This is a genomic window from Rhizobium leucaenae USDA 9039 (assembly GCF_000426285.1).
Classification (GTDB): Bacteria; Pseudomonadota; Alphaproteobacteria; order Rhizobiales; family Rhizobiaceae; genus Rhizobium; species Rhizobium leucaenae.
On the sequence record NZ_AUFB01000003.1, the window covers coordinates 214,984 to 227,922 of the forward strand.

Annotated in this window: 15 protein-coding genes; 7 read left to right on the top strand and 8 right to left on the bottom strand. The window is 59.7% G+C overall.

Annotated elements, in window-relative coordinates; all coding sequences use genetic code 11:
* Nucleotides 1–158: 158 nt before the first annotated feature.
* Together K290_RS0105970 and K290_RS0105975 are read right to left on the bottom strand one after the other, a co-directional pair.
* A complete protein-coding gene (locus K290_RS0105970; protein ID WP_028751047.1) occupies nucleotides 159–1,058 on the bottom strand; it encodes a ribokinase in 900 nt (299 codons plus the stop codon).
* Between the two features lie 100 nt (nucleotides 1,059–1,158).
* On the bottom strand, nucleotides 1,159–2,355 hold the full coding sequence (locus K290_RS0105975; RefSeq protein WP_028751048.1) for a DNA recombination protein RmuC: 1,197 nt from the start codon (nucleotides 2,353–2,355) through the stop codon (nucleotides 1,159–1,161).
* Between the two features lie 183 nt (nucleotides 2,356–2,538).
* On the opposite strand from K290_RS0105975, the gene def reads away from it, so the two are divergent.
* The 5 genes from def to truA all read left to right on the top strand — a co-directional run bounded on the left by def (nucleotide 2,539) and on the right by truA (nucleotide 5,625).
* A complete protein-coding gene (def, locus tag K290_RS0105980; protein WP_028751049.1) occupies nucleotides 2,539–3,054 on the top strand; it encodes a peptide deformylase in 516 nt (171 codons plus the stop codon).
* A 65-nt stretch (nucleotides 3,055–3,119) separates the two neighbouring features.
* Entirely contained in the window at nucleotides 3,120–3,380 is a 261-nt protein-coding gene (locus tag K290_RS0105985) for a FitA-like ribbon-helix-helix domain-containing protein (RefSeq protein WP_028751050.1), read from the top strand.
* Nucleotides 3,381–3,401: 21 nt separating this feature from the next.
* A complete protein-coding gene (locus K290_RS0105990; RefSeq protein ID WP_028751051.1) occupies nucleotides 3,402–3,821 on the top strand; it encodes a type II toxin-antitoxin system VapC family toxin in 420 nt (139 codons plus the stop codon).
* A gap of 77 nt (nucleotides 3,822–3,898) precedes the next feature.
* Nucleotides 3,899–4,846 (top strand): methionyl-tRNA formyltransferase, encoded by a 948-nt coding sequence (gene fmt, locus K290_RS0105995; protein ID WP_028751052.1) that lies wholly within the window; start codon nucleotides 3,899–3,901, stop codon nucleotides 4,844–4,846.
* A complete protein-coding gene (gene truA, locus K290_RS0106000; protein ID WP_028751053.1) occupies nucleotides 4,846–5,625 on the top strand; it encodes a tRNA pseudouridine(38-40) synthase TruA in 780 nt (259 codons plus the stop codon). The genes fmt and truA overlap by 1 nt, the downstream gene beginning before the upstream one ends.
* A 566-nt stretch (nucleotides 5,626–6,191) precedes the next feature.
* Here truA and K290_RS37185 read toward each other — a convergent pair.
* The 4 genes from K290_RS37185 to dapD form a co-directional block, all read right to left on the bottom strand.
* Nucleotides 6,192–6,368, bottom strand: coding sequence for a hypothetical protein (locus K290_RS37185; protein ID WP_154668558.1), 177 nt, complete (start codon nucleotides 6,366–6,368; stop codon nucleotides 6,192–6,194).
* Nucleotides 6,369–6,510: 142 nt separating this feature from the next.
* Entirely contained in the window at nucleotides 6,511–7,110 is a 600-nt protein-coding gene (locus K290_RS0106015) for a hypothetical protein (RefSeq protein ID WP_028751055.1), read from the bottom strand.
* Nucleotides 7,097–8,290, bottom strand: a complete 1,194-nt coding sequence (gene dapE / locus K290_RS0106020; protein ID WP_028751056.1) for a succinyl-diaminopimelate desuccinylase — start codon at nucleotides 8,288–8,290, stop codon at nucleotides 7,097–7,099. The genes K290_RS0106015 and dapE overlap by 14 nt, the downstream gene beginning before the upstream one ends.
* 159 nt (nucleotides 8,291–8,449) lie before the next feature.
* Nucleotides 8,450–9,307, bottom strand: coding sequence for a 2,3,4,5-tetrahydropyridine-2,6-dicarboxylate N-succinyltransferase (dapD, locus tag K290_RS0106030; RefSeq protein ID WP_028751057.1), 858 nt, complete (start codon nucleotides 9,305–9,307; stop codon nucleotides 8,450–8,452).
* A 210-nt stretch (nucleotides 9,308–9,517) separates the two neighbouring features.
* Between dapD and K290_RS0106035 the strand changes: the two genes are divergently transcribed.
* Nucleotides 9,518–10,390 (top strand): LOG family protein, encoded by an 873-nt coding sequence (locus K290_RS0106035; RefSeq protein WP_028751058.1) that lies wholly within the window; start codon nucleotides 9,518–9,520, stop codon nucleotides 10,388–10,390.
* 70 nt (nucleotides 10,391–10,460) lie between these two features.
* Here the strand turns inward: K290_RS0106035 and K290_RS0106040 are convergent, their stop codons facing one another.
* Together K290_RS0106040 and K290_RS0106045 are read right to left on the bottom strand one after the other, a co-directional pair.
* On the bottom strand, nucleotides 10,461–11,117 hold the full coding sequence (locus tag K290_RS0106040) for an EF-hand domain-containing protein (RefSeq protein ID WP_028751059.1): 657 nt from the start codon (nucleotides 11,115–11,117) through the stop codon (nucleotides 10,461–10,463).
* A 113-nt stretch (nucleotides 11,118–11,230) separates the two neighbouring features.
* Nucleotides 11,231–11,935, bottom strand: coding sequence for a pyrimidine 5'-nucleotidase (locus K290_RS0106045; protein WP_028751060.1), 705 nt, complete (start codon nucleotides 11,933–11,935; stop codon nucleotides 11,231–11,233).
* 216 nt (nucleotides 11,936–12,151) lie between these two features.
* Here K290_RS0106045 and K290_RS0106050 point away from each other — a divergent pair, with 216 nt between their 5' ends.
* Nucleotides 12,152–12,922 (top strand): isocitrate lyase/PEP mutase family protein, encoded by a 771-nt coding sequence (locus tag K290_RS0106050; protein WP_028751061.1) that lies wholly within the window; start codon nucleotides 12,152–12,154, stop codon nucleotides 12,920–12,922.
* Nucleotides 12,923–12,939 lie beyond the last annotated feature (17 nt).

Consider the following 12,939-nt stretch of genomic DNA (forward strand, 5'->3'; position numbering starts at 1 on the left):
TCCGGATGCAAGGTCGGCACAGGAGGGCCCCATCATGGGACCGCCGTGAAAGCGCCTGCCGCTGCGAGACAGCCAATGCGCGGCAGGCCAGAGGAGAATGATACGGAAGCGCAAAAATTTAATTAATTGCGCTTCGTCCTGTCTGCGGAATTTGATCCTTAAAGCTTTTCGGCGACCTCGCTCGCAATCGGGATCGACGGCTGCGCGCCTGGCTTCAGGCAAGCAAGCGAACCGGCGACTGCGGCGCGGCGAAGGCTGACTTGAAAATCCAGCCCCTGATCAAGGCTGGCAGCCAAATAGCCGCAAAAGGTGTCGCCGGCACCGACGGTATCCACCGGTTCGATGACGAGGCCCTTGGCACGCGACAATTCGCCATTGCGGATGGCGGTGACGCCGTCGGCGCCGAGCGTGACGATCAGTGTCTGCCCCGTTTCGGCGTGCAGGCGGGCGAGTGCCGCCTCGCGGTCACTGGCCGACATGTTGTCCTGGCCGGCCAGTCTTTCGAACTCGGTCTCATTGGCAATGACGATATCGGCAAGGCGGCCGAGCCGCGCGGCGTCCGGAATAAGCGGCGCGAGATTGAGAACGGTGCGGACGCCCTTCGCCTTTGCCGCAACGAGTGCGGTTTCGACAGCTACGGCCGGGATTTCGAACTGCAGCATGAGCGTATCGCCCGGGTTGAGCGCATCGACGGCTTTGATCGCGTCCTCGGCCGTCATCGTGCCGTTGGCGCCGGGGACGACCGCGATCATGTTTTCGCCGTCGCCGCCGACAAGGATCAGCGCTGTGCCGGTCGGCTCGGAAACTTGGCTGACGGTGGAGAGATCGGTGCCGGCGGCATCGAGCAGGGCAAGCGCAGGCACGGCGAAACCATCATTGCCGACAGCGCCGGTCAAACGCACCGCCGAGCCGGCGCGCCGCGCTGCCAATGCCTGATTGGCGCCTTTACCGCCGGCGGCGGTGGAAAAACTGTTTCCCGCGACCGTCTCGCCCGGCTTCGGCAGACGGTCGGTGGTGGCGATGAGGTCCATATTGATGGAGCCGAAAATGGTGATCATGAGATGTCCGCCCTGCTTGTTGATCTCGCGTGATCCATCCAAAACCGCTTCATACGTTTGGAGATCATGCATTGATTTGGCGCGACACTGCCCGAAGCGATCAGTCTTCGTCAACCACCCTGAGCTTAAGTTGGCCGGTGCGGTTGTCGATCGGTTTCGGCCGGTCATCGGTGGGCGCCTTCGCCGGCTCGCCCGCGGCTTCGAATTCCAGCGCTTCTATCCTCTCGCCGCGGCGCGCCAGCTTGTCTGCGGAGGTGACGATCATGTCGACGTCCTTCTGCGCCAAGGCGAAATGCCCTTGCAGCTTGCGCACCCGCTCGTCGAGCCGGGAAAGATCGCTCATCAGTTGTGCCACTTCGCCCTGGATCACATGTGCCTGTTCGCGCATACGCTGGTCCTTCAATACGGCTTGGATGACCTGGATGGACAGCATCAGCAGCGACGGCGAGACGATGACGATGCGCGAACGCTGCGCCTTCTGCACGACCCCTTCGAAATTCTCATGGATTTCGGCAAAGATCGATTCGGAGGGAACGAAGAGGAATGCCGTATCCTGCGTCTCTCCCTGAATGAGATATTTCTCGGCGACATCGCGGATATGCACTTCGAGGTCACGGCGGAATTGCTGCGCGGCAATCCTGCCCTGATCGGGATTTGTCGCCGCGGCGTTGCGGATTGCGTTCCAGGCTTCCAGCGGAAATTTGGCGTCGATAACCAGCGGCGGCGAGCCGTTCGGCATACGCACGGTGCAATCCGGCCGCGATCCATTGGAGAGCGTCGGCTGGAAGGCATAGGCGCCCATCGGCAATCCGTCGGCGATGATCGTCTCCATGCGGGCCTGGCCGAAGGCGCCGCGCGTCTGCTTGTTGGAGAGGATCGCCTGCAGCCCTACGACATCCTTCGCCAGCGACTGAATATTGCTCTGCGCGGCGTCGATGACGGCAAGCCGCTCCTGCAGGCGGCGCAAATTCTCATGCGTCGAGCGCGTCTGCTCGCCGATCGTCGCCGTCACCCGCTGCGACATGCCGTCGAGCCGCTGGTTGATGGCGTGGTTGAACTCTGCCTGCCGGGAGCCGAACACTTCGGCCATCGTGGCAAGCCGTCCCTGCATTTCCGCCTGCGCCCTGAGGAGCGCTGCCATGTTGTGCTCGGCATCCTCCGCCCGCAGCATATCTTCCTCGGTCCGACGCCCTCTATTGTTGAGGACAAGGACGATAACGGCGATCAGCAGCAGAATGACAAGGCCGGTCAGAACCGGCACTATGGGGATCTCCTGGCCAAAGAGTGTAAAGGACATGAATCGGATACTCGTGGAACTCGTGCCTGCACCATAACAAAACCGCTGAGAATATCCAGATCAAAACGTGAACAAAATTCTAGCAGGCTATGATCGACCTGAAGTCGCAAGCGTTGAAAAAACACCGTTCAACAGCCATCTAAATAATTCCATCGCACAGCAAGATGCGTTATGGGAAACTTCATGACGATCAAGCCACTCATCATTTTGCCCGATCCGTTGCTCCGCCAGGCCTCCGCGCCCATTGAGCGCGTCGATACCGACGTTCAACGCCTTGCCGACGATATGTTGGCAACCATGTACGATGCACCAGGCATCGGCCTCGCCGCCGTCCAGATCGGCGTTCCCCGCCGCATGCTGGTGATCGACGTGTCGCGCGAAGGCGAGGACAGGCAGCCGCTGGTTTTCATCAATCCCGAAATCGTCAGCTCCTCCGATGAGCGCTCGGTTTACGAGGAAGGCTGTCTCTCCATTCCGGACTACTACGCCGAAGTCGAGCGTCCGGCCCGCGTTACCGTCAAACATCTCGACCGCGAAGGCAAGGAACAGACCGTCGAAGCCGATGGCCTGCTCGCCACCTGTCTGCAGCACGAGATCGACCATCTGAACGGCGTTCTGTTCATCGACTACATCTCGCGGCTGAAACGCGACATGGTGATCAAGAAGTTCACCAAGGCCGCGAAGTCGAAGGCGCTCTGAGTAGTGGCTGTTGAAAGACGGGTCTGAAACGCTTATGATATCACTGATATCAACTGGAGGCGCGAATGGGCGATCTTTTACTTCGTGGCGTGGATGATGCGCTGAAGAAGCAATTGCAAGCAAATGCCAGCCGGCATGGCCGAAGCCTTTCCGAGGAGGCGATCGCTCTGCTGCGTCAGTCGCTTGGATGGCAGCAGGATTTGAACAGTTCAGCAGGTCTGCGATTAAGAGCGGTTCTTGGGGCAGAGAAGCTGAGTGAAGAAGAAGTTGAAGCCATTAATGATTTTCGGCATGCGCCGGATCGTGAACCGCCGCATTTCGAATAGTTTATGCCGGGATAATCCCAGATGATCGTTCTGGACACAAATGTCGTCTCGGAGCTGCAAGGGCGACTGCACAGCGATCGCATATTGTCTTGGCTTGATGGCTTTGCCGTCGAATCGGTTTTCTTAACCTCCATTACCATCGGAGAGATTCGCTTCGGACTGGAGCTCCTGGCTGATGGCAAGCGCAAAGCGACTTTGATCGCGGAGCTGAAAGCGATAGAAGCAGAGTTTTCCGGCCGTGTTCTGGGCTTTTCAAGCAATGCGGCCCATCGGTACGGAACGATTGCCGCTCAGCGCCATAAAATCGGGCGACGCATGGAAACCAAGGACGCCATGATCGCCGCCATCTGTTTGGCTAATGGCGCGACTTTGGCGACGCGGAACACAAAAGATTTCGAGGGGCTTGATCTGAAGCTCGTAAACCCGTTTGAAGGCGGCTAACGCATGATCCGAAAGGCGCGAAGCGGTTTTTGAACAAGATCATGCCAAATTAGATATCTTTAAGCCGGACGGATCGCATGTCGCTCAGCATCATCTTTATGGGAACGCCCGAATTTTCCGTGCCGACGTTGCGGTCGCTGGTCGATGCCGGGCACAGGATTCGCGCTGTTTATACACAGCCGCCCCGGCCGGGCGGGCGGCGTGGGCTCGATCTCCAGAAGTCGCCGGTGCACCAGGCGGCGGAGCTGCTCGGCCTGCCGGTCTTCACGCCGGTGAATTTCAAGGATCCGGAAGAGCGCCAACGTTTTCGCGAGCTCGATGCTCAGGTCGCCGTTGTTGTCGCTTATGGCCTGCTGCTGCCGGAGGCGATCCTCACGGGCACGCGACTGGGCTGCTATAACGGCCATGCCTCGCTGCTGCCGCGCTGGCGGGGTGCTGCGCCCATCCAGCGGGCCATCATGGCCGGTGACAAGAAGACCGGCATGATGGTGATGAAGATGGACAAGGGCCTCGATACCGGCCCGGTCGCTCTCACGCGGGAAGTCGACATTGGCGACACGATGACCGCGGGCGAGCTGCACGACAAGCTGATGTTGGTCGGCGCAAAGGCGATCGTCGAGGCAATGAACAAGCTCGAGCATGATGAACTGCCGCTGACCGAGCAGCCTGCCGACGGCGTTGTCTACGCCGCCAAGATCGACAAGGGCGAGACGCGCATCGATTTCAGTAAGCCGGCTGCCGATGTTCACAATCACATTCGCGGCCTCTCGCCTTTTCCCGGCGCCTGGTTCGAGGCAGAGATCGCTGGCCGGCCGGAGCGCATCAAGGTTCTTGGCTCCGAACTTGCCGATGGCAAGGGCGCGGCCGGCGAAGTATTGACCGATGATCTGGTCATTGCCTGCGGCACTGGCGCCATCAGGCTGACGAAGCTGCAGAAGGCCGGCGGCAAACCGCTGACGGCAGCCGATTTCCTGCGCGGCACGCCGATTGCGCCGGGCACGATGTTGGCGGCGGGACCAGCCTGATGCCGCGCTACCGCATGACCGTCGAATATGACGGCATTCCCTATGTCGGTTGGCAGCGCCAGGACAACGGCCCTTCCGTACAGGGCGCGATAGAAGGCGCCATTCTGTCTCTGACGGGCGAGAAGGTTTCGATCCGTGGCGCGGGACGTACCGATTCCGGCGTACATGCCACGGGCCAGGTCATGCATGCCGACCTCTCCAAAGAATGGAAGACTTACACGCTCCGCAACGCACTCAACGCGCATCTGAGGCTTGCCAAAGAGCGGGTCGCCATTCTGGATATCGCCGAGGTCGATGCGCATTTCGACGCACGCTTTTCGGCCATCCGCCGCCATTATCTCTATCGCATCATCACCCGCCGCGCGCCCTTAGCGCTGGAGGCCGGACGCGCCTGGTGGGTGCCGAAGGATATGGATCATGAGGTCATGCATGCAGCGGCGCAGACGCTGGTCGGCCGGCATGACTTCACCACCTTCCGCTCGGCGCATTGCCAGGCGAACAGCCCGGTGCGCACGCTCGATCGGCTGGATGTGACCCGCACTGGCGAACTCATCGAAATCCGCGCCACGGCGCAGAGTTTCCTGCACAATCAGATCCGCTCCTTCGCCGGCACGCTAAAGCTTGCGGGTGAGGGCAAGTGGACTGTGGACGACGTGCGCGCTGCGCTGGACGCGCGAGACCGCAAGGCGTGCGGCCCCGTCGCTCCGCCGGATGGTCTCTATTTCATGCAGGTGGATTATCGCGACGGCGTTGGGCCCGTTGACGTCGATGACGAGTAGGATGATTCCTCGCCTCCGTTGGACGGCTCGAGATGCCTGTCAGCGACGACACTACCCTCGACAAGATTTCCGCGTCCACCCTCTCCAATAGTGATGTTCTCGGGCCGAATGCCGTAGCCAACCTCAGCCCCGAGTGCGGCACGCAGTACATCGGGCAGCGGCGAGCGGCCGCCGCCGTCAATCGACACACTCAGCATCTAAGCTGCGCTATCGAAATTGAAAACGAGCGCGCCGTTGCCGCTGCCGGCACGAATAGCGTCGACGTCAAGTGTAGCCGCACACATCGCGGTCTGGCCAAGCGCCGTGCCATATTTGGGAGAGACCCGGTAGCAGACTGTGGGGGAGCAGGTTATCGCGGCACTGAGATCCTCAGGTGCACCAGATCGTCACCTGTTCATGTCCTCAACCACCCAGCGAAAAAATAGAATAATCAAAACTGCAAATAATAGTAATTGCATCATCTTTGATTGCCGCATCATGCGGAAAAACTATGATAAACCGGAATGTGCTAATGGCTATCTACCGCCGAGATACATTAAGATTGAAGTTAATATATGGTTTATATTTCACATAGCCCACAAGCCACCTACGGCGCCGCCTGCTTCGTTGTTAAGCATAATTGCGATCTGCTCATATCTGTCATCGCCGGTTTGGGCATGGTTGAAGGCGAGCAACGGATTGACTATCGCCTGGTGATCTTCCTCCGACGGATTGTCGAGAATTGTGATGGTGGCACTTGGCATGCTTCATAATTCCCTTTGGAAAAGACTCTCGCCCAAATACTACAATCGCTTCTGCTATCTGCGGAACCTAATTCCCGATAGGAAATCTTCTTCTGAACAGCAAGGTACATGACGGAGCACTTTGTCAGAGGTGTCTAATTGCTCAACCCGGCGGATAGATACCAAGGAAGCGCTGCAGGAAATCCGTCAGCAGCATGGTGGGGATCAGCAATATCAGCGTCAGCGCGCCGACGAAAAGCGGATGCGTGCCGCAGATCATCCGGAGAATGCGTGCCAGCGAGAAGATGATCGCCATCATCAGCGCCAGCCATAGGATCGCCGCCAGTCCGCTGGAGCCGGGTACGAAGGCGAGCAGCGCGATCAACAGGGAATTGAGGTAGGAGGTCGGCAAGCCGAGCCAGTTGACCACCACGACGATGGGGGCGAATTTGTCGCCAAAGCGAAAAATCATCAGCAGCACGCCGGCGAGTATCAACGGCACAAGCCAGCTTGCTGCCTCGACCAGTGCCAGGCGAAAAAAGAAGGCCATGCCGGTCGCCGTTTCAGGCGGCATCGCGGTGAGATAGGCCTGTTGCCACCATAGCCACGAAATGCCGATGGACGGCAGGCTCCAGAGGATCGCCCAGAACGACCGCAGCATGCCGCGGTCTGATATGTCAAGATATTGGAAGCCGCGGGCGTCCATCCGGATCAACAGCCACAGGCCCGCCAGATAGTATTGGACTTCCTTAAAGGTCGGCATTCGCAAACCAGCGTTGAAGAAAGGTCTCGTAGATCTCGGTCAGGGTTTCGAGATCCGATAGCGCAACGCGCTCATCGACCATGTGCATGGTCTGGCCGACAAGGCCGAACTCCACGACAGGGCAGTAATCCTTGATAAAGCGGGCGTCCGAGGTGCCGCCGGTGGTGGAAAGCTTTGGCGTGCGACCGGTGACGTTTTCGATCGCGGAGGATAGGGAGGCGATCAGCGCATTGTTGCGCGTCAGGAAAACGTGGCTCGGGCGTTCGGTCCAGGCGATATCATATTTAGTCGGCTCACGACCTGGCCGCAGCGTTTGATCGGCCGCGGCGGCATCGAGGCGGCCAAGTATTTCGGCCTTCAGCGTCTCGACTGTCCATGTGTCGTTGAAACGAATGTTGAAGGCAGCCCTCGCCTTGGCGGGAATGACATTTGTGGCCGCGTTACCGACATCGATCGTCGTCACTTCGAGGTTCGACGGCTGGAAGTTGTCCGTGCCCGTGTCAAAGGGCGGATCCAGCAGCGCTTCGGTCAGCTTGACGATGCTGCGCACCGGATTGTCGGCGAGATGCGGATAGGCTGCATGGCCCTGCACGCCATGGACGGTGATCGAGGCGGACAGCGAGCCGCGCCGGCCGATCTTGATCATGTCGCCAAGGCTGTCCGGATTGGTCGGCTCGCCGACGAGCGATGCATCCCATGTCTCGCCACGCTCCGCCGCCCATTGCAGCAGCTTGACCGTGCCGTTGATTGCCGGGCCTTCTTCGTCGCCGGTGATCAGGAAGGAGATCGAGCCGGCAGGGGCGCCATGTTTCTCGATATGGCGGGCGACGGCGGCCGCAAAACAGGCAATGCCCCCCTTCATATCGACGGCACCGCGGCCGAAGAGTTCGCCATCGGCGATTTCCGCGGCAAAGGGCGGATGGCTCCAGGAAGCGGCGTCGCCAACCGGAACGACATCCGTATGGCCGGCAAACATCAGATGCGGGCCCTCAGCGCCCAGGCGGGCATAGAGATTTTCGATATCGGGCGTACCCGGCGCGCTTGCCGTCATGCGCTCCACCTTGAAGCCGAGCGGCAGCAGCATATCGGCGAGCGCGGTAAGCGCGCCACCTTCGTTGGGCGTCACGGACGCACAGCGGATCAGGGTTTGCAGATTGGCGACGGGATCGGTGACGGTCATCGGAGGCTACTTATCCGGCGGGAAATGGCAAAGCGATGGCAAAGGATCGGCGATTGGCCGAAAATCTTTGCGGCGATTCCAGCAATCGCACAGGCATGCTCACCCGGCAAGCATGAGGGAAGCGCGATATGACACCCGCGCTTCCAAAAATTTGCGAAATCAGTCGCGCAGCAGCTCGTTGATGCCGGTCTTCGAGCGGGTCTTTTCATCGACGCGCTTCACGATCACGGCGCAATAGAGGCTGGGAGCCGGCTGGCCGTTCGCCATGGTGTTGCCGCTCGGCAGAGAACCGGCGACGACGACGGAGTAGGGCGGTACTTCGCCGTAGGTGATCTCGCCGGTAGAGCGATCGACGATCTTCGTGGACTTGCCGATGAAGACGCCCATGCCGAGCACCGAGCCTTCACGAACGATGCAGCCCTCGACCACTTCCGAGCGGGCGCCGATGAAGCAGTTGTCTTCGATGATCGTCGGGCCGGCCTGCATCGGCTCCAGCACGCCGCCGATGCCGACGCCGCCCGAGAGATGCACATGCTTGCCGATCTGTGCGCAGGAACCGACGGTCGCCCATGTATCGACCATGGTGCCCTCGCCGACATAGGCGCCGAGATTGACGAAGGAGGGCATCAGGATGGCGTTTGGCGCGATATAGGCGGAGCGGCGGACGACGGCATTCGGCACGGCGCGGAAGCCGGCTTCGCGGAAGCGGTTTTCGCCCCAGCCTTCAAATTTCGAGGGCACCTTATCCCACCAGGTCGAACCGCCCGGACCGCCATCGACGATCTGCATGTCATTAAGACGGAAGGAAAGCAGCACGGCTTTCTTAAGCCACTGATTGACCGTCCAGTTTCCGTCCGAGCCACGCTCGGCAACGCGGACCTTGCCGCTGTCGAGCAGGTTCAGTGCGGCGTCGACGGCATCGCGAACTTCGCCCCGCGTCGCCGCGTTCACATTGTCGCGATTGTCGAAGGCAGCCTCGATGGACTTCTCGAGGGAGGCGAGATCGTTAGCGCTCATGGGAATTCCTTAAAACGTCAGTGCCTATCGTGATTTCCGGAAATGGTCCGGAAGCGGTCGATTGGTCCTATAGCATCGATCTCGAAAATGGAATGTCTTTTCCGCGCCGATTGAGCTTGGATTCAAGGCATTGTAGGGCATATGCAGGAGCTTGGTCATTCCTGTCTGCGGGCGGGAACGGACCGTCATTGATTTGAAAGGCATGAGTAGATGAGCAAGGCGAAGAACGGCAGGCTGAGGCGCAAGGACGGGGTTTGGGACCCGCTGAAGTCGAGCTCGGCCGACAAGAAACGCGCCGAATCCGTGCCGAAGACGCCGCAATCCATGTCGCCGTCCTATCGGCTCGCCTATGACGACGAGGATTTTCTCTGCCGCGAGGAACTGCGGCCGATCCGGCTGCAGCTCGAACTCTTGAAGACCGAGATGTATCTCACCGAGCGCGGCATCAGATCGACGGTGGTCATGTTCGGCGGCGCACGCATTCCCGCGCCCGGCACCAGCGCCTGGGCGGCCCGCAACGAGGTGCAGCGGGCCAATCTTGAAGCGGCATCGGTTTATTACGAGGAAGCCCGCAAATTCGCGAGGCTTTGCGCCCGCTACTCCGCCGGCTTCGATTTCCATGAATATGTGGTGGTCACCGGCGGCGGCCCCGGCGTCATGGAGGCCGGCAATCGCGGCGCTTCGGAAGAGGGAGCGCCCTCCATCGGCCTCAACATCGTACTGCCGCACGAGCAGGCGCCGAATGTCTATGTGACGCCGGAACTCAGCTTCAATTTCCATTATTTCGCGATCCGCAAGATGCATTTCATGGTGCGTGCCAAGGCGATCGCGGTATTTCCCGGTGGTTTCGGCACGCTGGACGAACTGTTCGAGTGCTTGACCCTCATTCAGACCGGCCGCATGGAACGCCTGCCGCTGATCCTCTTCGGCGAAAAGTTCTGGCGCGGTATCATCAACTTCGATGCACTTGCCGAATTCGGCACCATCGCGCCTGACGACGTCAAGCTGATCAGCTTCGTCGACACGGCCGATGAGGCCTGGAAGATCGTCGCGGATTTCTACGAGCACGATAACGGACACTGAAACGAAAAGGCCCGCCGTCGCATCTGCGAGGCGGGCCTCCTTGTCCTAGGGATCATGCCCAATCGAATAGTCAGAGCAGCGGACGGTTCGGCATGTCGTCCAGCGAGATCACGCCGTCATGGTTGCGGTCCATGCGGTCGAAGAGCTTGTTGGCGGCGTCTTCGGCCTCCTGCTTGCTGATCTGGCCGTTTTCGTCCGTATCGACGCGTTGGAACAACAATGTGGTGCGCATCATAGCGGCTTCGTGCATGAAGCGGCCATGCGGGTGGTGACCGCGATGCATTCCGCCGTCCTGATTGTCGTCGTTTTGAGCTTGATCCCCTTGGGTCTGATCGCCCTTGCCCTGATCGCCCTTGTCCTGATTGCTTTGAGCTTGCTCATCGGCGCTCTTGGCATGTTCGGCCTTCCACTGCTTGACGCGTTCCTTGCGATAGGCGCGCAGTTCACCGGGGGTGATCTGGCCGTCCTTGTTCGTGTCGATCTCATCGAAGATCTTGTCGACGCCGGCCTTGACCTCGTCCTTGGAAATCTTCATGTCGCCGTTGGTGTCGAATTGCTTGAGCATGCGCACATAGGCGACTTCCGGAGAAAAGCCCGGGCGATGCCAGCGGCCGCCAGGGCCACCCATACCGTCATTGCCCTGCGGAGCGGCAAAACTTGCCTGGACGGCGGCGCCGACCAGAAGGGTTGCCGACAGTCCTGCCAGAAGAAGTTTTTTCCCGTTCATCGTTTTTCCTTTCGTGCTGAAGAATGGTCAAACGATACGGTGGAGGGCAAAAAACGGCCAATTAAACATCGGTAAGGCGGATGAAACTTTGGTAACCCGATCCTAAAAAACCATTAAACGAGGGTCTTCAGAAAAGCCGTGAGATCGTCGGTCACATAGTCGATATGATCGTCCTCACCGCTCGTCTTCTCCCACCATTCGACCACGGTGCTCTCGAGGTTCTGCGGTACGAGCAGCACGGTCTTCATGCCGAGTGCTTTCGGCACGGTGAGATTGCGGGGCAGGTCCTCGAACATCGCGGCCCGCTTCGTATCCACCCGGTTGAAACTCATGAACTTGTCGTAGGTGCTGCCGGCCGGCTTCGGCACGTAATCGGCGGCGACGATGTCGAAAATATCGTCGAAGTTGTCGAGAATGCCGAGCGCGCCGGCGGTCGCCTGCGCATGCTTGACGCTGCCATTGGTGAAGATGAATTTGCGCCCCGGCAGCGCCTTGATGGCGGCGGCGAGTTCGGGCTGCGGCATTAGCGCCGAGTAATCGATCGCATGCGCCTTTTCCAGGAAATCATTGGGGTCGATGCGATGATGGATCATCAGCCCCTGCAATGTGGTGCCGTGGTCGCGATAATATTGCTTCTGCAGCTTTCGCGCCTCGTCCCGCTCCATCTGCAGGAGCGCCGAAACATAGGCGGTCATGTTCTTGTCGATCTGCGCGAAGAGATCGACGTGATGCGGATAGAGCGTATTGTCGAGATCGAATACCCAGTCACGGATATCCGAGAAATCGGCGGGCGTAGGCAGCGTTTTCGTTTGGGTCATGCCGGCCTTATGACACGCGCTATTGCCTGAGGAAAAGGAAAATATACGGGCTTATATGAGAAACATTGCAGACATTGTCGGCCATTCCAATGCAGGCTATGGTTTTACCGATTGATTTCTGAGGGGTTGCGCTATTTGCCCGAGTGGAGAGGAGCCTGTGCCTCTTCGGTTACGAAGGACACGATGCGCCCGGTGGGGCTTTGAGGAGGGGACAATATGAGTCAGGTAGAAAAGGCAGCGGAATTCGCCCGGCTGCATCGGAAGGGAGATCCGCTGATCCTCTTCAATATCTGGGATGCCGGCTCGGCCAAGGTGGTCAGCGAGGCGGGAGCCAAGGCGCTGGCCACGGGAAGTTGGTCGGTCGCTGCCGCCAATGGCTTCAGCGACGGCGAGGCGATACCGCTGTCGTTGCTGGCGGTCATCACCCGGCTGATTTCCGTCACGAGTCCCCTGCCGGTCTCCGTCGATCTCGAAGGCGGCTATGCCATAGAGCCGGATGCCGTCGCCGCCAATGTCGAAAAGATAATGGATCATGGCGCAGTCGGCATCAATTTCGAGGATCAGGTGGTCGGCGGCCGCGGCGTTCATCCGATAGAAATGCAGACGGCCCGCATCCGCGCTATCAGAGAGATGGCCGATCGGCGGGAAATGCCGCTGTTCATCAACGCCCGCACCGATCTTTTCCTGCAGGAAAGCGACACGGCCCACCATCAAATCCTGCTGGACGAAGCCTACCGGCGCGCCGAAGCTTTTGCGGAGGCCGGCGCCAGCGGCTTTTTCACGCCGGGACTTGTGGACGCGGAGCTGATCGAAGCCGTCTGCGATCGCTCTCCCCTGCCGGTCAACATCATGGTGCGCCCGACAACGCCCGATAACATTGCCATGGGAAGGCTCGGCGTCAGCCGCATCAGCTACGGCCCTGCGCCCTATAGGACGGTGATGGGAATGCTGAAGAGCGAGGCCGAGGCGCTCTATCAGCAGACCTGACTGGACCTGACGCGCTC